The organism is Candidatus Zymogenaceae bacterium (genome assembly GCA_016931225.1).
Lineage (GTDB): Bacteria > Desulfobacterota > Zymogenia > Zymogenales > Zymogenaceae > JAFGFE01.
In genome coordinates this window covers 1-22,648 of the sequence record JAFGFE010000035.1, presented here as the reverse complement: position 1 = coordinate 22,648, position 22,648 = coordinate 1, and the positions used below count along the sequence as shown (strand labels likewise).

Sequence of the window (22,648 nt, the reverse complement as noted above, 5' to 3'; positions counted from 1 at the left end):
TCATGTCCCAAACCGGGAAAGGAGGTGCCGAATTCGTACACCTCCATCTGCACACCCAATACAGCCTGCTTGACGGCGCGATACGCCTGAGCGACCTGTTTTCCCTGGTCCAGCAACAGGGGATGCACGCCGTCGCCATGACCGATCATGGCAATATATACGGGGCGGTCGATTTTTACCAGCAGGCGAAAAAGGCGGGCGTCAAGCCGATTATCGGGTGCGAGCTGTACGTTGCGGCGGGCGATCACCGGGAAAAGGGCGGAGACGGGATCACATCCCGGGACAACTCCAATCACCTGCTCGTTCTGGTGGAAAACGAGGAGGGATACAAAAACCTTAACCGCCTTCTCACTCACGCCCACCTGGACGGCTTCTACTACAAGCCGAGGGTGGACAAGGAGCTCTTGGCTCGATACAACGAAGGGCTGATGGCGTCTTCGGCGTGCCTCAAGGGGGAGGTGGCCCAGAAGATACTCAAGGGCGACGATGCGGGGGCGAAAGAGGCCGTCGATCAGTACCGGTCGATCTTTCCCGGACGGTACTACCTGGAGATGATGGAGAACGGTCTCGAGGACCAGCGGCTGGTAAACCGGGGGCTGGTGCGCCTGGCGAAGGAGATGGATCTCCCCTTGGTCGCCACCAACGATTGCCACTACCTGACCCAAAACGACGCCGATGCCCACGACGTGCTGTTGTGCATCCAGACCGGCAAGACCATCTCAGACCCGGGGAGGATGCGTCTGAGCAGCCGGCACTTCTATGTAAAATCGGCCGAAGAGATGATCAGCGCGTTTCGGGAGACGCCCCAGGCGATTAAAAACACCCTGGAAATCGCCGAGCGCTGCAATCTGGAATTCACCTTCGGTGAATTTCAGTTCCCGGAATACGAGGTCCCCGGCGGCGGCGATCTGGCGGAGTACTTTGTCAACGAGACGAGACATGGATTCGAAGGCAGAATGGCCGCCCTTTCTCAGAGCTCTCCGATTTCCATGGACCGATACCGGGACCGCCTGGAGCGGGAGATAGCCATGATCACCCGGATGGGATTCGCGGGCTATTTCCTGATCGTTGCGGACTTCATCAACTTCGCGAAAAGCAAACACATCCCGGTCGGGCCGGGGCGGGGATCCGCCGCCGGAAGCCTGGTCGCCTATTCTTTGGGCATCACCGATATCGACCCGATGCCCTACGATCTCATGTTCGAGCGGTTTCTGAATCCTGAGCGGATCAGCATGCCGGATATCGACATCGATTTCTGCAAAAACGGCCGGGATGAGGTGATCCAGTACGTCTCGGAGAAATACGGCGGCGAGGAGAGGGTCGCCCAGATCATCACCTTCGGGACGATGCAGGCCCGGGGGGTGATACGGGATGTGGGCCGTGCCCTGGATATGTCCTATCCGGAGGTGGACCGCATCGCAAAGCTGATTCCGTCGGTTCCCCTGAACATCACGCTGGACGAGGCCGTCAAGAAGGAGGCGCGCCTCAGGGACATGATCGCCGAGGACGACCGGGTCAGGAGACTGCTGGAGATAGCCCGATCCCTGGAGGGACTCAACCGTCATGCCTCCACCCACGCCGCGGGGATCGTGATCGCCAATCGAGCGCTGACCGATTACATGCCGCTCACCCGGGGGCAGAAGGGCGAGGTGGTCAGCCAGTTCGACATGAAATGCGTCGAAAAGCTGGGCCTCATCAAATTCGACTTTTTGGGCCTGAGAACCCTCACGGTCATCGATCACGCGGTGTCCCTCATCGAGAACAATCAGGGCGTGAAGGTCGATATCTCAAACATCCCCCTGGACGACCCGAAGACATTCGAGCTGCTCCAGTCCGGAAGGACCGACGGGGTCTTCCAGCTTGAAAGCTCCGGCATGAAGGATCTGATGGTTCGACTGGTGCCGGAGAAATTCGAGGAGGTCATCGCCCTGGTGGCCCTCTATAGACCCGGCCCCCTCAATACCGGCATGGCCGAAGAGTACATCAGGCGAAAGCACAAGCCCTCGTTGATTGCCTATGAGCTGGAACAGCTCCGGGATATCCTTGAGGATACATACGGCGTGATCGTCTACCAGGAGCAGGTCATGCAGATGGCCTCGTCTCTCGCACGATTTTCCGCCGCCGAGGGCGACCTGCTGCGTCGGGCGATGGGCAAGAAGATCAGGGAGGAGATGGCCGCCCAGAAGAAGCGCTTTCTCGACGGCGCCCGGACGAATGAAATCAAGCCCAAGATCGCCGAGAAGATATTCAAGGATATGGAGGAGTTCGCCGAGTACGGATTCAACAAGTCCCACAGCGCCGCGTACGCCCTCGTGTCGTTTCGCACGGCCTACCTCAAGGCCCACTACCCGGTGGAGTTCATGGCGGCGCTTCTGACCTCGGAAATGGACGACACGGACAAGATCATCAAATACATGGCCGAATGCCGGGAGATGAATATAGACGTCCTGCCGCCGGACGTGAACGAGAGCGGCCTTGACTTCACCGTCTCCGGCGAAACGATTCGCTTCGGGCTGCTCGCGGTGAAAAACGTCGGCGGCCAGGCCATTGAGTCGATCATCGAGTCCCGCAATGACGGAGGCGGATTCGCATCCCTGTACGATTTTTGCAGGCGGGTCGATCTCAGACGGGTCAACAAGCGGGTCATCGAGAGCCTCATCAAGTGCGGGGCGCTGGATTCGACCGCTGTCTCCCGAGCGAAGATGATAGCGGCGGTGGACAAGGCAGTAGATCTGGGACAGCTCAGGCAGGAGGAACAGCGCAAGGGCCAGATGAACATTTTCGATACCATTGAGGAAGTCGATCTGGGTGAGTATGTTGATGAATACCCGGACGTTCCCGAGTGGGACGAGGCGCAGTCGATCTCATGTGAAAAGGAGTGTCTCGGTTTTTACCTCAGCGGTCATCCGCTCTTTCAGTATCGGGACGTGTTGAAAACGGTCGCCACGGCGGACAGCACCACCCTCGGAAACATCCATGACAAAGAGACCGTCCACATGGCGGGCATCATCTCCTCGGTGCGGGAGGTGATGACCAAAAAGGGGGATCGAATGGCCTTCGTCACCCTTGAAGATTTGAAGGGAATGGTGGAGGTTATCGTCTTTTCGGACGTTTTCAATGAATATCGTGACCTGTTGGTGGAGGACAACCCGGTGCTTCTGACCGGGACCGTCGATCGGGGCGAGGAATCCAGCAAGGTGATTGCGTCGGGGGTGGCGCCGTTGTCATCGGTTCGGGCGACCCCCGCATCCCGCACGGTATATATAGATGTTCACGACCTTTCCCTCTCGACCGATTGCATCGAGCGCCTGAAGGGTGTCATCGACAACAACCGTGGTGAGGTTCCGGTGATGCTCAGGCTCTTTGATAATAACGATGGATTCATCACCATCAACCTCAAGAATGCGATGGGCGTCGATCCGTCGGAAGAATTCATCACCCAGGTGGGTGAATTGTTCTCTGAACGGGCGGTGACGGTGCGGTCGGACGCGAGGACGGAACATCAGACAGGAGGCGGCCTGTGGCCAGGGAACTGAAGTTTGAGCGAAGTATTATCGAGCTCAACAAAAAAATCAGGGAAATGAAGAACGCCACGGATAAGAATGGTGATGCCGATCTGTCGAACAAGATACGTTTTTTGGAAGAGCGGGCCGAAAGGCTGGAGGAAAATTTTTATCGGAACGCCGATCGATGGCTGAAGATAGAATTGTCCCGGCTGGAGCATCGTCCGCAGATGCTTGATTATGTGGAATTGGTCTTCAACGATTATATTGAATTATCGGGCGACCGCCTCTTCGGCGACGATAAGGCGGTGCTGGGCGGACTGGCGAGAATCGACGGGCGGCGGGTGATGGTGGTCGGCAACCAAAAGGGGAGGGGGCTGAAGGGACGGCTCATGCGAAACTTCGGCATGCCCCACCCGGAAGGGTATCGAAAGGCGATGCGCCTGATGCGGCTTGCCGAGCGGTTCGAGCTTCCGCTGATCACCATTGTCGATACGCCGGGGGCGTATCCGGGCGTGGCGGCGGAGGAGAGGGGCCAGTCGCTGGCGCTGGCGGAGTCCATGTTTACCATGGCAACCCTGAGAACGCCCATACTCACCGTCATCATCGGAGAGGCGGGAAGCGGCGGCGCCCTGGCGCTGGCCGTGGCCGACCGGGTCCTCATGATGGAAAACGCCACATATACGGTTTCCTCTCCCGAGGCGTGCGCGTCCATTCTTTGGAAGGACCATACGATGAAAGAGACGGCCGCGGAAGCCCTCAAGCCGACGGCAGAGGATAATCTGTCGCTGGGCCTCATCGACGGGGTCATCACGGAGCCCAGGGGCGGCGCCCATCGGGATAAGAACGCGGCGGCCGAACTGTTCAAACAGGCCGTCGTCGAGAATCTTCGGGAAATCATGGAAATCGACATGGAGACGCGGCTTTTGAATCGCTACGAACGATTTCGACGGGTCGGGATATATCATGAACCGAACGGCCCGAACCATACGGAAGAATCGCACATCGGAAATGAAACAGAGGAGTGAAACGACACCTTATGATACAGTTTATCAAAACCATTCGAGATGATATCCGGGTCGTGTTTCTACGGGACCCTGCGGCGCGCTCAACCCTGGAGATTCTCATGTGCTATCCGGGATTGCACGCCGTCTTGATATATCGCGTCGCGCATTGGTTTTGGACTAGGAAGCTCTACCTGTTGGGGCGTTTCATCTCCCATACCGGCCGGTTTTTGACCGGAATCGAAATTCATCCCGGGGCGACCATCGGAAGGCGGTTCTTCATCGACCACGGCATGGGCGTTATCATCGGAGAGACGTCCATAATCGGGGATGACGTGACCATATATCAGGGTGTTACCCTGGGAGGAAAGAGCTGGAAGAAGGAGAAGCGCCATCCCGACCTGGAGAACCATGTGGTCATCGGTGCGGGGACGAAGCTCATCGGTCCCTGTACCATCGGCGCGTACACCCGGGTCGGCGCCAATTCCGTAGTGGTCAAGGACGTCCCCCCCCACTCCACGGTGGTCGGCGTACCGGGGAGGATCATCTATTCCGATGAGGGAATGGGTGAGAGCGACGTCAACCTCGAGCATCACCTGCTTCCCGACCCGGAGGAACAGGCCATCATGTGCCTGACACGGCGGGTCAAGGAGCTGGAGCGGCGGCTTGAGGCCATGGAGGACAGGACGTCGGACGGGGAGTCGTCACGATCGACAAACCGCCGGGAGAAATCCGCCTCGATAGAGAAGTGATATGTATCCGTCGATGATACATAGCAGGATACATGTTTTCATCCCGGCGCGGGTATTTCTTGTGCCGATGATACTGCGGTGACCGGACTATTCGACAACAGGACCTATCGCTTCGGCATCCCCGCTGAGGGGCTTGTCTCCTTTACCGTGACGGTCAAGGAGACGAATCTCTTTATCCGCACGAACATGCCGCACAAAAAGCTTGTTGTTGATGCGATTCTTTCCGCCCGATATTCCCTCGAGAAATATATTGAGGATAATCCGCAGTTTTTCGAGACTCTTTCGCCCCTTCCCGACGACCCCCTCGCGCCTTCGTTGGTTCGTGGGATGATACGCGACGCGCGGTTGTGTGCCGTGGGACCGATGGCGGCGGTGGCGGGGACCCTGGCGGAGATCGCCGCCCGGAGCCTCGCGGAGATACAACCGGACGGTGAGCAATCGACCGAGGCGATTGTGGAAAACGGAGGGGATGTCTATATCATCTCTCCCGTCTCCCGTGTCGTGTCCCTGGAGTGGTCGATGGACGGCGGGGGGGAGGGGTGTGTGGGGATGGAAATCCCCCCGTCTCCGGATGGGATCGGAATATCATCATCCTCCGGCACATTCGGACATTCCCTGAGCCTTGGGGGATGCGACCTGGCGGCGGTGGTGGCTTCACGCGGCTCCCTGTCCGACGCTGCGGCCACGGCCCTGGGTAATCGTATTAAAAGGCCGGAAGACATAGAGGCACAGATAGCGGATATCTGCCGGATACCTGATGTTGTGGGGGCGTTTGTCGTCGCCTGTGGGGTGATTGGGATGCAAGGAGATATCCGCCTGACAGCGGTGACTGAAAGGTGAGAACAATACCGGTGCGCATGCAAACAATAACTCCTTGCCCGTACCGTTATAACGATGCGGGATGAGTCCCTGCACTGCATCGATTCGGATCGGTGGGCCTGGATCTCAGAATCCGATCCCGAAACCCATTCCGGTGTTGCTTCCAGGGGTATCGGGAGTCATCGACGCTCCGGTGTTGCTGTTCGCGCCGACACTGTAATGATATCCGACTCCAATGTTCGCGCACCCCAAAAGAAGCATAAGGATTCCGATAAGGGCGGCGGTCATAACGAATCGTTTACACATAGTATACATAGTGCGTCTCCATGATATAAAAAGCATACCGAATGATAACTGTTCGATTCCCCACGCCGTACGGCGAATGGTGAAGATAAACAAACAGCTTATCTCGTATATACATATACATTTATATGGGGGCGGTTGTCCCGAATACAAGCGTATGATAAATTATACAAGCAGGCGCATGTCCAATCATACAGTGAACGGATATTCGGCGGTGTATCTCTCAATGAAAGCCCGCCCGATCGACCATGCTCCACACTTACGTAGTGATATATCACAAAATTTTAGTAACGTCAATGATAACTCGATAACTCGTTTAGTAATTGACACATTCCGCGCTATTCCTGTATCATATAACAATGACGGCTCTTACCATCGCCGAGGCCCGGAGTATTGCATGCACCATCGCGGATGAATACAACCGTCCCCGTTTTTACTCTGAATGCGAGAGCCAGGCGACGCTTTCCCGGAATATTTTCAATAGCAATTCCCTGGTCGAGTCATTTTATTCCTTGATATGCGATCAAGAGGATGATTTCGGGCACGGCTCCTATCATTCGGAGATGGTGGCTGTGGACACCGCCGCCATTATCGCCGTGGAGCGCGGATTCAAAAGTATTGATGCGTTGACCGCCGAGGACGAAATGCTCATTGTATCCGCCCATGCGGCGGGACTGCTGCATGACATCAAGAGAAAACAGGAGCACCATGCCCTGGCGGGCGCCCGGGCGGCACAGAAGATACTCGCTCGGTGTGACCTTGCGGGTTTCTGGCAGGAGAGAATCGTCACCGCCATTCGGAACCATGAGGCGTTTCAGGAACAGGTTTCGGTGGAGGATGAAGCGGGACGGCTCCTGTCCGACGCTTTATACGACGCGGACAAATTTCGCTGGGGGCCGGATAATTTTACACGGACCCTGTGGGACATGCTCGAATACGCCGGTATACCGGTAAGCGCCATGCTCAAGCGGTATCATAAAAGCCTTGACGGGATTATCCGGATAAAGGATACATTCAGGACCGACACAGGGAAGGCCTATGGGCCGGAGTTCATCGATTTGGGTCTTTCGATCGGAGAAGAAATATATCGACAGTTACAGGAGAGAATCGAAGGAATCGGCGGCGGTACCGGGTGATGCCGGTTACATATGTGTGTTGATGCAGGACGACGGAACAGTGTTATGATCAGAATTGAAGGATTAATCAAGGATTACGGCAAGATTCGCGCCGTCAACAACCTGAGTCTGATGGTTGAGGACGGAGAGTTTTTCGGTTTTCTCGGACCCAACGGCGCCGGCAAAACCACTACCATCAAGATTATGGCGGGGCTGCTCAAGGCCACCTCGGGCACCGTCCAGATAAACGGATTCGACATCAGCCGGGATATGGTGGAGGCGAAAAAGGTGACCGCGTATATCCCGGACAAGCCTTTTCTCTATGACAAGCTGACCGGCAGGGAGTTTCTCCGGTTCGTCGGAGAACTCTACAATATGGAGCGATCGATAATCGACTTCAAGACCGACGAATTGAAAGATATCTTTTCCATGGATGAATGGATCGACGAACTGATAGAGGGGTATTCCCATGGGATGAAGCAAAAGATGGTGATGTCGTCCGCCCTCATTCATGATCCCCGAGTCATCATCGTCGATGAGCCGATGGTTGGCCTTGATCCCAAGAGCATCAAGCTGGTGAAAGAGATATATATGGACCTCGCCAGAAACGGGGTGACCATATTCATGTCCACCCATACCCTGGAACACGCCCAGCAGATGTGTCGGCGCATCGGCATCATTAACCGGGGTGGGTTGGTGGCGATCGGCACCATTGACGAGCTGATGAAGACCGCACACGCACGGCACCGGGAGTTGGAGGAGATCTTCTTCACCCTCACCGACGAGGAGCGCCGGGAGGGGGCGGCATGAAGGGCATGTGGCTTTTGTTGTGGGTGCGTCTGTGCTCGGCAAAAAACGACCTGGTCCGCCTGAATAGGGAACGGCTTTTCAGGATCTCGTTTTTCGGGATTGTCGGGGTGCTCTTTCTTATATTTGATTATTATTTTTTCTATCGTGTCTTCGAGCGGCTCCAGGCGCCGGAGCTTGATATTTACCTCGTGGGAAACATCCTGTTGAGCCAGCTCATCGGTATGATCACCCTGGCGCTGTTCTCGGTGTTGATTTTCTCCAATATCATCGCCTCGCTCTCGACGTTGTATCTCTCCAGGGATTTGAACCTCCTGTTGTCGTCACCCCTGTCTCACACCAGGGTGTTCGTCGGGAAATATGTTCAGACGGCGGTCAACAGCTCCTATATGGTATTGATCTTCGGATTGCCCATCTTTTACGCCCTGGGGAAAGTGTACGAATTAGGCGCCCCCTATTACCTGTCGATCACAGGGCTCATGATCCCCTTTCTGATTATCCCGGCGGGTCTCGGCATCCTCGTAACGATGCTCCTGATGCGGTTTTTTCCCGCACAACGAACACACCAGGTGTTCACCTTCCTGGGGATGATCTTCGCAGGCGTTCTAGTATTATTTTTCCGCTATCTCAAGCCGGAGACGCTCTACACCGACATCACCGATCTGGAACAGGCGGAATTCATCACGACGCTCAACAGTCTCGCGGTGCCTGACAATCCCTTTCTCCCGTCCACCTGGATGACCCACGTGGTCAACGGATTTTTGGGCATAGAGGAGGGTGTCATCGCCTCGAACGTCGTCCTCTTGTGTGCGGGAGCGCTGATTGCGTTTATTCTTGTCGTGTTCATCGCCCGGCACATCTACTTTTCAGGTTTTTCCCAGGCCTTCGAGAGCAGCACCCGGGGAGGGACCCGCAAGGTTATCCGTCTGTCGATGCTGGATGACTCATTCAAGGGCCTCCATCATACCCAGCGGGCGATCATGATCAAGGATATAAAGACGTTCTTCCGGGATCCCACCCAGTGGTCGCAGGTCTTTTTGCTCGTCTCCCTCATCGTCATCTATCTCTTCAGTATTCGGAGTCTGCCGATACAGGACAGCTTTACCGAAAACCTCACGTCGTTTTTGAATCTCGGCCTGGCGGGATTCGTCATTTCCGCCCTGGCGGTTCGATTTGTGTTTCCCACAACCAGTCTCGAGGGTTTCTCCTCCTGGATTATTTTTTCCTCGCCCTTGTCGATGAGGCGGTTTCTCTGGAGCAAATTTTTCATCTCCGTATTCCCGCTGGTGTGCATGGGGGAGCTTTTGATCATCTCCTCGAACCTCATGCTCCGGGCCGATGCGTTTTTCATGCTGCTGTCGTCATTGACCATACTGGTCATGAGTGTATCTCTGACGGCCCTGGGCGTCGGCATGGGGGCGATCTTCCCTCGATTCAATTATGAAAACGCCGCTGAGATCGCCGGGGGCATCGGAGGCATCTTCTACATGGTCGTCAGCCTCGGATATATCGGTCTGACCATCGCCATCCAGGCATGGCCGGTCTCCAATTATTTCAGGGAACTTCTGTATCCGGGCGCCTTTGATCCCAGGATCCTCATTCTTTCCATCCTTCTGCTTCTGATCCTCAACGGTATCGTCTTCATCCTGCCGATGCGCCTGGGTTTCAGGAACCTTGAACGGCTGGAGTACTGACATGTCTGATGTGACTCCCGGCGGCGCGACACCAACAATACGAATCCTCGAAGAACGATTGATCAACCGCATTGCGGCGGGGGAGATCGTTGAACGCCCCGCGTCCGTCGTCAAAGAGCTTGTGGAGAATGCTCTGGACGCCGGGGCGGGACGGATCGATATCGAGACAAAACAGGGGGGAAAGCAACTCATCGCCGTCTCCGACGATGGACACGGCATGGACCGTGAGAATGCGCTCCTTGCGATGGAGCGTCACGCCACGAGCAAGATTGCAAGCGAAAAGGACCTGTCGAAGATTCATACCCTCGGATTTAGGGGCGAGGCGTTGCCCAGTATCGCGTCGGTGTCCCGGTGTGTCCTGATCACCAAATCGTCCAGCGATGAAACAGGGACAGAGATAGCCATCAACGGGGGCACCGTGGAGTATGTCCGGGATGCCGGCAGGGACGTTGGGACGAGCATCCGGGTACATGATCTCTTTCTTGCGGTGCCCGCACGCCGCAAATTTCTCAAGACCGATCGAACCGAACACTATCATATCCTGGATGTGGTGCATTGCATGGCCCTGTCCCGCCCCGATGTGCGCTTTCGCCTCGTGGCAGACGGAAAAGAAGTCCTCAACGCCCACACAGGCTCTCTGAGGGATCGAGCGGGGCACATTGTGGGGAAGGGTCCGGCGGGACGGATGTCCGATGTGTCGTTCGAGGCAGACGGCGTTCGCATTATCGGCCTGGCAGGCGCCCCGGAGGACACCCGCTCAACCCGGACGGGGATGTTTCTGTTTGTCAATGATCGCTTCGTCACGGATCAGATGGTCAATAACGCGATCATGCGGGCCTACCACGGCATGCTGGGCGCGGGGCGCTATCCGCAGATGATCCTCTTCATTCAGATTTCACCCGAGGAGGTGGATGTGAACATTCACCCCGCCAAGCAGGCGGTGAAGTTCAGTAAGCCGAATATCGTACACGGCGTCGTATCGAGGGCGGTGGGTGAGGCCCTGCGGGGGTCGTTTCAAGTAACTCCCGTTTCATCGATGGGGGACTATCATAAGAGCGATACGCCGCTCGTTACCCTTGAAAGGAAGCCCGGGGTGGGTGAAGAGGGCGGGACGTATCGGACAGGTGGCCCGGGGGGTGCGGCGGGGGAGCTCTTTCGCGCCGGGGGAAATATATCCGGTCTTCGGGGAGCGGCTCAGAGGGCGTGGCCGATGGACGAGGGAACACACCCCGGATTGGATGACGAGGCACAGACCCCCGCCGTGGCGATGGACGACGTAGTTACGGAAATCGCGGGGGACTACGTGATTCTGGGCCAGGTCCTGGAGACATATATCGTCCTTGCCGTGAAGGACGGCATCGTCATTCTCGATCAACACGCGGCCCATGAGCGGATCGTCTATGAACGGCTGCGTCAGGGGCGCCGTACGGGAGATGTGCCCAAACAGACTCTTCTCTTCCCCGTAACGCTGGAATTGTCCCGCGCCCAAAAGGCGATTCTGATCGATCATCAGGGTGAGATCGGAAGGCTCGGCATGACGATATCGGACTTCGGCTGCGACGCGGTGGTCATCGAGTCCGTTCCCGCGGACTTAAGCGAATCGGATGTATCGTCCGTGCTACAGGAGATGATCGCGGAGCTGAAGGAGGGAAGGGGCGCAGGCGACGATATGGAGCGGGTATACGATCGGCTGACCGCGCTGATGGCGTGTCACGGTGCGATACGGGCGGGGAAAAAACTGACCACCGGCGAGATCGAAGCGTTGATTACGGATCTCACCGCACTCCCCACGGGCTCCCGCTGCCCCCACGGCAGGCCCACCTCGATCATGCTGACGGAAAGGGAGCTCTTGGAGCGATTTAAGAGAATTCCATGATCCAGGGGCTTCAACAACCAGAAAAGATCGTCGCCGTCGTCGGCCCCACCGCCTCCGGGAAGTCGAAAGTTGCGGTGGAAATTGCACAGAGGGTAAACGGAGAGATCGTCTACGCCGACTCGGTGGCGGTATATCGAGGTCTCGATATCGGGTCGGCCAAGCCGACGGAAGCGGAAAAGGACGGTATTCAGCATCACCTCATCGATGTCGCGGATCCAACCGAGCGCTATGACGCCATGCGCTACGCCCGAGAGGCACAGAAAGCCATCACCGGCATCGTCGAGAGAGGTCGCGTTGCGATCGTCGCCGGCGGCACCGGTCTGTATCTGAAGGCGTTGATATACGGCCTGGTGCCCGCGCCGGAAGCGGACCGGGAGCTGAGGGACTCCCTCAGGAACAGACTGAAGGCCGAAGGGGCAAAAAAACTCCACGACGAGCTGGCGTCCGTAGATCCGGATTCCGCACGGAAGATAAAACCGCGGGATGGGGTGCGGATCGTCCGGGCGCTTGAAATCTATCACGCCACGGGCCTTCCCGCGGGATTGATCAGAAAACGGCACGGATTCTCCAATCGTCGATACGATGTGCTCTATCTCGGCCTGTCCATGGAGCGGGAGCTGCTCTATCGGCGCATAAACGAGCGTGTGGATGAGATGATACGCGCAGGGATCGACCGTGAGGTACAGGCGCTTCTTGATATGGGATGTATGCATGAGGCTCATGCCCTGGGGGCGATCGGGTACAGAGAGATATGCGGGTATCTAAAGAGAGAGACGGACCTGGACAAAACCATCTCCCTCATCAAGCGAAATACCCGGAGGCTCGCCAAGCGCCAGATGACCTGGTTTCGTAAAGTACCGGATGTCAAATGGTTTACATACCCTTATCCCACCGAGGACATGGCGGGCGACGTTGTACGGTTCATACGAGGGACGAACGGAGAAGACGTGTAATCGGGTTTCGTACTCAGGGTGGAGTATGGCAATCGGATATAAGATTGAGCGGGACAGAAAGTACTTGAAAATATTAGGCGGAGCGGGTATCATACAATTAGTTATATATATTTTTTAATTCGATCGAAAAGATGATGGTGTGGATGAATGAAAAACAGCATTAATATCCAGGATCAGTTTCTCAACCAGATGCGCAAGGAGAAGATCCCGGTGATTATCAATCTTACGGGGAACACGCAGCTTGAGGGAACGGTCAAGAGTTTTGATAATTTTTGTATCATGCTTGAATCGGATAAAGAATATCTCATTTATAAACATGCCATTACCACAATACATCAGAAATAGATGATGTCGTCTTTCAGAGTTGCGGTCGGTCTCTTTGTGAGCCTGTGCATTGTGGGATGCGCGCATTCCATGACGGTCCAAACGTATCCCTTCGGATCTCCCATGCATCACGTCTCCAACGGAATGGCGTTTTTGGACATGGGTCTTCTGGATGATGCCTTTCGTGAGTTCGACGCGGCGCTGGAGGGAGACCCCGTATTTTCTCCCGCGTATGCAGGCAAGGGGATTTACTGGTCGATGATGGGGCTTTCGGATGTATCCCAGGGCTATATGAGCCTGGCGATCGCCTATGCCGAAAACTCACGGGAGGAGGTATTCGCCCTTGTGGCGTCGATGCAGAGGGAGTTGATACTCAAAGACGACGGGTGGTTTGATGTGGTAACCCGAACGTTTGATAAGGTCATCGAGATTGCTCCCGATAACGGGGCCGCGTATTACTGGATGGGAGTGAGCCTCATAAAGATCGGTGACGTGGACGGCGCAGGCGAAAAGTTAAGACGAGCGGCAAGCCTTACGGGCACATACAAAAATAAATCGGAGCAGCTTTTGCTGGAATTAAAAATAGAGAATTCGAGCAGGTAACCATTTTTAGCTTGACATTAACGGCATGAATTGTTACTAATTACAATGTTTTAGGCAATTATAGGCACGTAGCTCAGTGGGAGAGCGCTACCTTGACGCGGTAGAAGTCGGCGGTTCAATCCCGCCCGTGCCTACCATATCCGGCGGAGGGCATAGGGGAGCAGGGAAGCACAGGAGGGGAACGAGAGAATGGGAGATGGGGGAGTATGAGTGAGATCGTCGACCGATTGGTGTGTCTCTGTCGCCTCATGGTATAATTGTTATATGATGTGCACTCATCGTTCGTTTTTGAACACATCGAAAGCCGGCAGTTTTAAATCGGATTTGGAAAATGTCATATTGAAAATTTGCACTCAACGAGATATACTCATACATCAAATCAGTAGTAGAGAAACAGACGAGAAGGGTTTGAAACAGTAAAATCCGAATGATTGAAAAGGCAACAAACTCTTGTAGTTTGTGTTGCCTTTTTTTGCATAGTAATGTATCACAATGAACGCATCTAAAGTGGAAAGCAAAAAGCTCGCGGAATCCGGCGTATCGAAAGAAGAGACGCTTTTAAAGAAAGTCCCGGAAAACCTGCGTGGAAAAGCGGTGGCGGCGTACGTGAACGGAGAGCCGAAAGACCTGTCTCTTTCGACCCCGAAAGACGCGGACGTTCGCTTTATCACCGTTGATTCTCCCGAGGGTCTGGCGATCATCAGGCATTCGACCTCCCATGTCATGGCGGAGGCCGTGAAGTCCTTGTATCCCGATGTCAAGGTCGCCATCGGTCCTTCCATCGAAAACGGATTTTATTACGATTTTGACAAGCCCGAGCCGTTCACTCCCGATGATCTGGAAAAGATCGAGAACAAGATGAAGGAGATCGTCGGGCAGGACCTCCCCTTCGAGAGACGAGTGCTGCCGATGGCCGAGGCCCGGGCGCTGTTCGAAAAGCTCGGAGAAATATACAAGCTTGAACTCCTGGATGATATCGAGGACGATCATGTCTCCTTATACACCCAGGGAGGGTTCACCGATTTATGTCGCGGGCCCCACGTCCCATCGACCAAATCCATCAAGGCGTTCAAACTCACCTCAATCGCCGGGGCATACTGGCGGGGGGATGAGAAAAACAGGATGCTCCAGCGCATCTACGGCACCGCCTTTGCGGACAACAAGGCTCTCAAGCAGCACCTTCAGTTTCTTGAAGAGGCTAAAAAGAGGGATCACCGCAGGCTTGGGAGAGAGCTGGATCTGTTCCAGTTCAACGACGAGGCGGGAGCGGGAATGCCGATTTATCACCCGAAGGGGGCGATGGTTCGGACGATCTTGGAAGACTTCGAGCGTCGGGAGCATCTCAAAAGGGGATATGACATCGTCATGGGCCCACTGATCCTGAAAAAGGAACTGTGGGAACGATCGGGTCACTACGACAATTACCGCGACCTGATGTATTTTACCGAGGCGGACGGCCAGGAATACGGCATCAAGCCGATGAACTGTCTGGCCCACATGCTCATCTATAAATCGAGAATCAGGAGCTATCGTGACCTGCCGGTGCGGTATTTTGAACTCGGCACGGTGCACCGGCATGAGAAATCGGGGCAGTTGCACGGCCTGCTCCGGGTCAGCGCCTTCACCCAGGACGATGCACATATACTGTGCACGCCGGATCAACTGGTGGATGAGATTGTCGGGGTGATGGAGTTTATCGATTATGTGATGGGTGTGTTCGAGTTTCCATACGCAATGGAACTTTCGACACGGCCGGAAAAATCCATCGGGACAGATGAAGATTGGCAGCGGGCCACCGACGCTCTCAGATACGCCCTCGAGCGGCAGGGCCAGGAATTTGAAATAAACGAGGGGGACGGAGCCTTTTACGGCCCCAAGATTGATTTCAAGCTCAAGGATGCCTTGGGCCGCGAGTGGCAGTGCGCCACCGTCCAGTGTGATTTCACGCTGCCTGAACGGTTCGATCTAACCTTCGTCGACGCCGACGGTGAGAGAAAGCGCCCAGTCATGTTGCATAGGGTCATCCTGGGATCCGTCGATCGGTTTCTGGGAGTGCTCATCGAACACTATGCCGGAGCGTTCCCGGTGGGGCTGGCGCCGGTGCAGGCGATTGTCCTGACCATCACCGATAATCATATTGCGTATGCCCGGGATGTCGTTGATGAATTGAAACGTGCGGGGGCACGGGTTGAGGGGGATTTTCGAAATGAAAAGCTGGGCCTGAAAGTTCGGGAGGCGCAGCTCCAAAAGATCCCATATGCCCTGATTATCGGCGATAATGAGGTTGAAGCAAAACAGGTAACGCCCAGAGCATTGGGAGGGAAAAACCTTGACCCGATGAGCGTCGAGGAATTTCTTTCATTAATCAGGAGCGAGAGCTCCGTATTTTGGAGGGTATAAATAAAAGACAAATCGAAAAACGTAAGAGTCAATCACCGGATCAGAGCCGATGAGGTACGCCTGATCGGCTCGGATGGTGAGCAGTTGGGGGTTGTCAGCATCGGTGAGGCACGGGAACGGGCTGAAGAAGCGGGACTCGATCTCGTTGAAGTAGCCCCGAACGCCGATCCCCCCGTGTGCCGTATCATGGACTACGGGAAATACAAGTATCAGTTGAGCAAGAAGGCTCACGATGCGAAGAAGAAGCAGTCCGTGGTCAGCATCAAGGAGGTCAAGGTCAGCCCCAAAACCCAGGAGCATGACCTGTCGTTCAAGATACGGCATATGCAAGAGTTCCTGGAAAACGGGGACAAGGTAAAGGTGACCATGGTTTTCAGGGGCCGGGAAATAACGCATACGGATATCGGTCGTAAGGTCCTGGATAGGGTCGTCGCGGATATTGAGGAGTTCGGGACCGTGGAGGCCAACCCCAAGCTAGAAGGCCGACACATGGTCATGATTATTGCCCCGAAAAAGTAGCAACGACTTCGTATTGCACGGTAACGGTGTGCGCACCGCCAATTTCCAGCGATAGACTCAGAGCCTGCGGGAACGATCGCGAGGAGTATCATGCCCAAAATCAAGACAAATAGAGGTGCGGCAAAACGGTTTAAAACAACCGCAAAAGGCAAGTTCAAAAGAGAGCGCGCCTTTGCCAACCATATTTTAACGAAGAAAAGTAGAAAGCGTAAAAGACGCCTGAGAGACTCAACCACCGTTGATGCTCATAATACGAAGGCCTTGAAGCGCCTGCTTCCATACGCGTAATACAGACACACAACACATTCGATACGCGCACCCGCACTCTCTGCCGCTGTCTATTCATCGGTGGTGAGCGGGTGCGTCGATCGTGATAGAGGAGCGACAGATCATGTCACGAGTGGTTCGAGGAACAAAGGCGCGCAGACGCCGTAAAAAAATCCTCAAGGCCGCCAAGGGATACGTGGGCGGACGTTCACGGGGATTCAAGGCCGCCAAGGAGACCTGGGAACGGGCGATGATGTACGCCTATCGGGACAGGCGGACGAAAAAGCGGGAGATGAGAAAACTCTGGATCGTCCGCATCAACGCCGCCGTCCGGGAACACGGAATGTCGTACAGCACGTTCATCGGCGGATTGAACAAGGCGGGCGTGGAGGTGGATCGAAAAAGCCTGGCGGACCTGGCGGTTCACGATTCAAAGGCCTTCGGAAAACTCGTTGAAATCTCCAAAGAGCACGCGTAACAAATGTTTGATCGGATACATGCCATAAAGGATCGGGCGCTGGCGGAGATACAGGACGCTATTGATACCGATACGGTTGAGAAGCTCAGGGTTCGTTATATCGGCAGGAAAGGGGAGTTGACCGGCATCCTTCGGGACATGGTCAACCTTTCAAACGATGAACGTCCCATAGTCGGCAAGTTAGCCAACGAGGTAAAATCCCTCATCTCCAACGCTATTGACACCACCCTGGATAGAATAAACTCCCAGGAAGGCGTCGCGGGCTCGTCGTCGTTTGATTACACCCTCCCGGGACGTACTGGTTATATCGGCCATACCCATCCGATTACCCTGGTATACAACCAGATCGTCGACATTTTTATAGGAATGGGGTTCGATCTGGCCGAGGGGCCGGAGGTGGAGCTGGATTACTATAACTTCGAGGCTCTGAACTTCCCGAAGCACCACCCCGCTCGGGATATGCAGGATACCTTCTATATCGATGAAGATGTCTTGCTCAGAACCCATACGTCCCCCGTTCAGGTACGGGTCATGGAAAACCAGCCGCCGCCGGTGAAAATCATCGCGCCGGGCAAGGTATATCGACATGACTATGATGTGTCCCATACGCCGATGTTCCACCAGGTGGAGGGACTCATGGTCGGCGATGACATCAGCATGGCGGACCTCAAGGGGGTGCTGACCGCTTTCGTTCATGCCATGTACGGAAAAAAGAAAAAGCTCAGGTTTCGCCCCAGCTTCTTCCCGTTCACAGAGCCCAGCGCCGAGATCGATATTCAATGCGTCATTTGCAACGGTGCCGGCTGTCGGGTCTGTAAGGGCACCGGCTGGATTGAAATTCTCGGCTCAGGCATGGTGGATCCGAACGTGTTCCGTATGGTCGGGTACGATCCCGAAGAGGTGTCTGGCTTTGCCTTCGGCATGGGGATAGAGCGAATCGCAATGCTGAAATACGGCATCGACGATCTCAGACTCTTGTTTGAAAATGACATCCGCTTCATCTCTCAGTTCTAGCGGTTTCAACATATGAAAACGACATTACAGTGGCTCCGGGAATTTGTCGACATCGATATGGATGTCGAGCCTTTTAGTGATCTTCTGACAATGTCCGGCCTGGAGGTCGAGGAGGTAGTGCGTCTCGGCGAGGGCCTGGATGCAATCATTGTGGGCGAGATTGTCGAGGTGACACCTCACCCGGAATCGGATACCCTTTTCGTGGCGAAGGTGAATACCGGCGGCCAGACCATCGGGCTCGTCAGCAGCGCCCCCAATGTCACCGTCGGACTCAAGACCGCCCTGGCGCTTCCGGGGACTCGGCTTCCCGGTGGCATGACCGTCGAGAAGCGGAAATTTAAGGGCGTCGAATCCGCCGGCGTGCTCCTGGCCGAGGACGAACTGGGGATCACCCAGGATCATACGGGGCTTATTGAGCTTCCCGATACGGCAAAACCGGGCCAGGCGATAGACACGATCCTCGATGTATCGGATTACCTGTTCGATATCTCCATCACACCGAACCGATCGGATTGCCTGAGCATCATCGGGCTGGCTCGGGACATCGCGGCGATGCTCAATGCCCCCCTTCACATCCCGAAGATTACTTTTCCCGAGGAGGGTGATGACATCACCTCACTCACATCCGTTGATGTGAAAGACAAGGATCTGTGTCCGCGATATGTCGCCCGGGTCATCCAGGATGTTTCCATCGAAAGATCTCCGCTCTGGATGAGAATGCGTCTCTCTGCCCTCGGGATTCGGGACATCAACAACATCGTCGATATATCGAACTACGTTCTTTTGGAATACGGACAGCCCCTTCACACATTCGACTATAATCTGCTCGAAGAAAACAGGATCGTTGTCAAGCGGGCGAAAAAAGGGGAAACATTTTTCACGCTGGACGCCGTCGAGCGTACCCTGTCCGACGATATTCTGATGATATGCGACGGGAAGCGGCCTGTGGCCATCGGAGGCATCATGGGCGGCGCCAACTCGGAGATACAAGACGACACCGATACGGTGCTTTTAGAGAGCGCCTTTTTCCATCCGCCCTCCATTCATCAATCCGCCCGATACCTCAACCTGATGACCGAGGCGGCCTATCGCTTTGAGCGTGGGGTTGACCCCGGCGGACAGGCGACGGCCGCCGACCGGGCCACGCAACTGATGGTGGATCTGGCGGGGGGGAAAGCGGCCAAGGGAATCATCGATGAGGTCGGATCCGTGCCCGTGCGCCCGACGATTCACCTCAGACCGGAGCGCGCCCGGAAGATTATCGGATTCGACGTCACCACGGAAGAGACCGTGGATATCATGACCCGGCTTTCCATGGACGTCAAGAAAAAGAAGAGCGACCTGCTCGATGTCACCCCACCGTCGTACCGGCTGGACCTCGATCGCGAAATCGATCTCATCGAGGAGGTGGCCCGGATAAAGGGATACGACGAGATACCGGAGACGCTTCCCGAGATAGCGATGGGGCACAAAGTACGAACGGAGCATGAGAGACTGGCGCGACGGGCGTTCGATGTGATGATCTCGGAGGGATTCTCGGAGATTATCACCTATAGCTTTATCGAGCGGGATACCTTTGCGCGGCTGGGCATGGAAAACGGCTCGTCGGTGGAGTTGAAAAATCCGATGAGCGAAGAGATGGCGGTCATGCGCACGACCCTCATACCGGGGATAGTCAAGGTCGCTGCGGGCAACATGAACCACCTCAATACTGATCTCAAACTCTTTGAAATCGCCCGGGTCTATACCCCAAGGAAGCAGGAAAAGCTCCCGGATGAACCGTATATGTTATCGGCGCTGATATCCGGTGATCGATACCCCAAACAATGGGGCAGGGAAATACAGCCCATGGATTTCTTCGATCTGAAGGGTACCTGGGAGACATTGGTAAAGAGAATCGGCGTTTCCGATGTTTCCTATGACGATGCGGGGTCGATTCCATACCTGGATTCGGTGGAATCGTGCGTCATCAAGATAGGTGGAGATATCATCGGAGTGATGGGAAAGCTCGATGAGAACGTCGCCGAGAGATATGACCTGAACCGCACCGTATATGTGATGGAAGTAAACCTAACAGCCTTGGAGAAGGTTGAGAAGGAGGTTATTACCTACACTTCCATACCGAGATACCCCCCCGTACTCAGGGATATCGCCATGATTGTGGCGGAGAGTGTACGTTCACGGGATATCGTCGAAGCAGTGCGGGATGCAACGGGTGATATCGGCAGGGATATAACCGTATTCGATGTCTATACGGGCAGGCAGATAGACGAGGGAAAGAAAAGCTTGGCGTTGAGTGTCATGTATCAATCTGATGAGCGGACGTTGACGGATGAAGAGGTGAATACTGTGCACAGCAGGGTTATCGATGTGCTTGAAAAGACGCTGAGCGTACAAATACGATAACCGTTATAAGGGAGGTCGCATGTGACTAAGGCAGATTTAGTCAATTGTATCTACAAGAACCTCGATATCACAAAAAAGGAATCCGCAATTATCGTTGATGAACTGTTTGAGATCATCAAACAAACCCTGGAAAGCGGTGAGAAGGTAAAAATTTCCGGGTTCGGAAATTTTGTCGTAAGGCAAAAGGAGACAAGGAAGGGCAGAAACCCGCACACCGGCGATGAGCTGGAAATCGCCGCCCGCAAAGTGGTTACATTCAAGCCGAGCCAAATCCTTAAAAGAGCCTTGAACGATTAACATTTTACTTGCCATTTCTATACCGTTGCTGTTATATTACCTATTTTAAATCACACCCCTTTCCAGGGTGGAAGTTGTAATAATCCAAACGGTTTTCTGTATCGGTATCGAGGAAAAATTAAAGAGAGCATAAAAGACATTTCCAGGACACATCGGGACGTGGCGCAGCCTGGTTAGCGCGCATGACTGGGGGTCATGAGGTCGGAGGTTCAAATCCTCTCGTCCCGACCAATAATTTCAAGGGGTTACGAGATTTTGTAACCCCTTTTTTTATGGTGTAGAATAAATAGTAGAATAACTATTTTTTGAATTGTATTACGTTCGCATCTTCCCGTTTGAAGCCTAACATATCAACCGTTCTATCAAGGTGCTGGTCTGTCACGTTTAGATACGGTTGGGTCGTGCTAATATCTGAATGGCCGAGAAGTTGCCGGACAGATTCAAAATCAGCACCTGCCATCTGAGACATGATGTTTCTCCATTATACTTCTTATGGAGAATACAACTCTCTTTGTAATCTATGGAACATCGAATTATACCAAAACAATTGAATCGTAATGAAAAGAAATAAAAAACAATTGCGTATTAAAGTTACTGATCCTCTCAGAGGCGAATAATCATAAAAAATTAGTAGAAAAATAAAGTAGGTGGTATGAATTGATAGAATTATTAAACAAAAAAGATAAACCCAGAAATATATTATTGGTTTCGCGGAAATCTGAGGAATGAAATTTGAAACATCTACATTGAACTTTTTCTTCTTAAATTGCTGAAAAATGCGTATTGCATGTCTGATTTCTCTTCTTTCATCTTTTCTTAAAGGCTCCGCTAAAGCTATAATTGCCTGTAATGAATTGCATCCATATACTAAAAAAGCACCCATAATAAGAAAAAGCTCACCGCCAAGCAAAGTCAAATAAAGACTATGGTAAAGGGAATATTGTTTAATAAAAAAGAATAGCAAAAGGAACACGAAAATGTGCCAAAGGATCGTTACTATTATTGTAATATAACCGCCCAAAAACCATCGATCTTCATTTGCTGCCATGATAAAAGGAATAGTAAGCCACCAGAGGATAAAACTTATTATGGCAAATATACCTGATACCAAGAAAATAGTTTCCGTGATATTTTGTAATCTTGTTATTCCTTGGGCTTCTAGTAACCAGCCGAATATGGTTGCGGATATTACTATCGAATAGCATAATGCATTACCTTCTCTGATTAGTTTTGGATATAGGAGTTTGAAAGGAAAATCGCCCCACAAGTAATTAAGAAAATATTTGATAAAATTCTTTGAAGGATTATTCCGTGGCATTTTATGAGTAGATGGTACGTATTTAGGTGCAAGAATTATTTCATAAGGCCCTCCTAATGCTAATTTGTCAGTTATCAATATGGGATGTTGGCTTTTTAAATAATCTTCTTCTGTCCTGAACGAGACTTGAGTTGACAGTGGCCGTACCTCCCGGCATGTCAATGGCGGTTACACAGTCATAACCTGCCGATCCAGA

18 protein-coding genes and 2 tRNA genes are annotated in these 22,648 nt (G+C 53.8%); all 20 read left to right on the top strand.

Features of this window, described 5'->3' with window-relative positions; translation table 11 throughout:
- Window positions 1-2 precede the first annotated feature (2 nt).
- The 20 genes from JW885_13375 to JW885_13280 all read left to right on the top strand — a co-directional run bounded on the left by JW885_13375 (window position 3) and on the right by JW885_13280 (window position 21,365).
- Window positions 3-3,536, top strand: coding sequence for a DNA polymerase III subunit alpha (locus JW885_13375; GenBank protein ID MBN1883152.1), 3,534 nt, complete (start codon window positions 3-5; stop codon window positions 3,534-3,536).
- Window positions 3,521-4,531, top strand: a complete 1,011-nt coding sequence (locus JW885_13370) for an acetyl-CoA carboxylase carboxyltransferase subunit alpha (protein ID MBN1883151.1) — start codon at window positions 3,521-3,523, stop codon at window positions 4,529-4,531. The genes JW885_13375 and JW885_13370 overlap by 16 nt, the downstream gene beginning before the upstream one ends.
- 11 nt (window positions 4,532-4,542) lie before the next feature.
- Window positions 4,543-5,259: a serine O-acetyltransferase gene (cysE, locus tag JW885_13365; protein MBN1883150.1), complete on the top strand. Its 717-nt coding sequence runs from the start codon at window positions 4,543-4,545 to the stop codon at window positions 5,257-5,259.
- A gap of 78 nt (window positions 5,260-5,337) precedes the next feature.
- Window positions 5,338-6,099, top strand: a complete 762-nt coding sequence (locus JW885_13360) for a UPF0280 family protein (GenBank protein ID MBN1883149.1) — start codon at window positions 5,338-5,340, stop codon at window positions 6,097-6,099.
- Between the two features lie 641 nt (window positions 6,100-6,740).
- The gene (locus JW885_13355; protein MBN1883148.1) at window positions 6,741-7,517 is read left to right on the top strand and encodes a hypothetical protein; all 777 of its coding nucleotides are present in this window, start codon (window positions 6,741-6,743) and stop codon (window positions 7,515-7,517) included.
- A 45-nt stretch (window positions 7,518-7,562) separates the two neighbouring features.
- Window positions 7,563-8,306, top strand: coding sequence for an ABC transporter ATP-binding protein (locus JW885_13350; GenBank protein MBN1883147.1), 744 nt, complete (start codon window positions 7,563-7,565; stop codon window positions 8,304-8,306).
- Window positions 8,303-9,997: a hypothetical protein gene (locus JW885_13345; GenBank protein MBN1883146.1), complete on the top strand. Its 1,695-nt coding sequence runs from the start codon at window positions 8,303-8,305 to the stop codon at window positions 9,995-9,997. The genes JW885_13350 and JW885_13345 overlap by 4 nt, the downstream gene beginning before the upstream one ends.
- A 1-nt stretch (window position 9,998) precedes the next feature.
- Window positions 9,999-11,873 carry a DNA mismatch repair endonuclease MutL gene (gene mutL / locus JW885_13340; protein ID MBN1883145.1) on the top strand — a complete coding sequence of 625 codons (1,875 nt, stop codon included), beginning with the start codon at window positions 9,999-10,001 and terminating at the stop codon, window positions 11,871-11,873.
- The gene (gene miaA / locus JW885_13335) at window positions 11,870-12,826 is read left to right on the top strand and encodes a tRNA (adenosine(37)-N6)-dimethylallyltransferase MiaA (protein ID MBN1883144.1); all 957 of its coding nucleotides are present in this window, start codon (window positions 11,870-11,872) and stop codon (window positions 12,824-12,826) included. Before mutL ends, miaA begins: the two co-directional genes overlap by 4 nt.
- Before the next feature lie 147 nt (window positions 12,827-12,973).
- The gene (hfq, locus tag JW885_13330) at window positions 12,974-13,171 is read left to right on the top strand and encodes an RNA chaperone Hfq (protein ID MBN1883143.1); all 198 of its coding nucleotides are present in this window, start codon (window positions 12,974-12,976) and stop codon (window positions 13,169-13,171) included.
- 69 nt (window positions 13,172-13,240) lie between these two features.
- Window positions 13,241-13,753: a hypothetical protein gene (locus JW885_13325; GenBank protein MBN1883142.1), complete on the top strand. Its 513-nt coding sequence runs from the start codon at window positions 13,241-13,243 to the stop codon at window positions 13,751-13,753.
- A gap of 62 nt (window positions 13,754-13,815) precedes the next feature.
- Window positions 13,816-13,890 (top strand) — tRNA-Val (locus JW885_13320).
- A gap of 355 nt (window positions 13,891-14,245) precedes the next feature.
- A complete protein-coding gene (thrS, locus tag JW885_13315; protein MBN1883141.1) occupies window positions 14,246-16,153 on the top strand; it encodes a threonine--tRNA ligase in 1,908 nt (635 codons plus the stop codon).
- Window positions 16,154-16,672, top strand: coding sequence for a translation initiation factor IF-3 (infC, locus tag JW885_13310; protein MBN1883140.1), 519 nt, complete (start codon window positions 16,154-16,156; stop codon window positions 16,670-16,672).
- Between the two features lie 90 nt (window positions 16,673-16,762).
- On the top strand, window positions 16,763-16,960 hold the full coding sequence (rpmI, locus tag JW885_13305; GenBank protein MBN1883139.1) for a 50S ribosomal protein L35: 198 nt from the start codon (window positions 16,763-16,765) through the stop codon (window positions 16,958-16,960).
- Window positions 16,961-17,063: 103 nt separating this feature from the next.
- A complete protein-coding gene (gene rplT / locus JW885_13300) occupies window positions 17,064-17,417 on the top strand; it encodes a 50S ribosomal protein L20 (GenBank protein ID MBN1883138.1) in 354 nt (117 codons plus the stop codon).
- Window positions 17,418-17,420: 3 nt separating this feature from the next.
- Window positions 17,421-18,431 (top strand): phenylalanine--tRNA ligase subunit alpha, encoded by a 1,011-nt coding sequence (pheS, locus tag JW885_13295; GenBank protein ID MBN1883137.1) that lies wholly within the window; start codon window positions 17,421-17,423, stop codon window positions 18,429-18,431.
- Window positions 18,432-18,443: 12 nt separating this feature from the next.
- A complete protein-coding gene (locus JW885_13290; protein ID MBN1883136.1) occupies window positions 18,444-20,837 on the top strand; it encodes a phenylalanine--tRNA ligase subunit beta in 2,394 nt (797 codons plus the stop codon).
- Between the two features lie 21 nt (window positions 20,838-20,858).
- Window positions 20,859-21,134 (top strand): integration host factor subunit alpha, encoded by a 276-nt coding sequence (locus tag JW885_13285; protein MBN1883135.1) that lies wholly within the window; start codon window positions 20,859-20,861, stop codon window positions 21,132-21,134.
- A gap of 153 nt (window positions 21,135-21,287) precedes the next feature.
- A tRNA-Pro gene (locus tag JW885_13280) sits at window positions 21,288-21,365 on the top strand.
- Window positions 21,366-22,648 lie beyond the last annotated feature (1,283 nt).

Coding starts and splice junctions, on each gene's coding strand:
- JW885_13375 (MBN1883152.1), top strand. CDS start 3: ATGTCCCAAACCGGGAAAGGAGGTGCCGAATTCGTACACCTCCATCTG.
- cysE (MBN1883150.1), top strand. CDS start 4,543: ATGATACAGTTTATCAAAACCATTCGAGATGATATCCGGGTCGTGTTT.
- JW885_13355 (MBN1883148.1), top strand. CDS start 6,741: ATGACGGCTCTTACCATCGCCGAGGCCCGGAGTATTGCATGCACCATC.
- JW885_13350 (MBN1883147.1), top strand. CDS start 7,563: ATGATCAGAATTGAAGGATTAATCAAGGATTACGGCAAGATTCGCGCC.
- JW885_13345 (MBN1883146.1), top strand. CDS start 8,303: ATGAAGGGCATGTGGCTTTTGTTGTGGGTGCGTCTGTGCTCGGCAAAA.
- mutL (MBN1883145.1), top strand. CDS start 9,999: ATGTCTGATGTGACTCCCGGCGGCGCGACACCAACAATACGAATCCTC.
- miaA (MBN1883144.1), top strand. CDS start 11,870: ATGATCCAGGGGCTTCAACAACCAGAAAAGATCGTCGCCGTCGTCGGC.
- hfq (MBN1883143.1), top strand. CDS start 12,974: ATGAAAAACAGCATTAATATCCAGGATCAGTTTCTCAACCAGATGCGC.
- JW885_13325 (MBN1883142.1), top strand. CDS start 13,241: ATGACGGTCCAAACGTATCCCTTCGGATCTCCCATGCATCACGTCTCC.
- thrS (MBN1883141.1), top strand. CDS start 14,246: ATGAACGCATCTAAAGTGGAAAGCAAAAAGCTCGCGGAATCCGGCGTA.
- rpmI (MBN1883139.1), top strand. CDS start 16,763: ATGCCCAAAATCAAGACAAATAGAGGTGCGGCAAAACGGTTTAAAACA.
- rplT (MBN1883138.1), top strand. CDS start 17,064: ATGTCACGAGTGGTTCGAGGAACAAAGGCGCGCAGACGCCGTAAAAAA.
- pheS (MBN1883137.1), top strand. CDS start 17,421: ATGTTTGATCGGATACATGCCATAAAGGATCGGGCGCTGGCGGAGATA.
- JW885_13290 (MBN1883136.1), top strand. CDS start 18,444: ATGAAAACGACATTACAGTGGCTCCGGGAATTTGTCGACATCGATATG.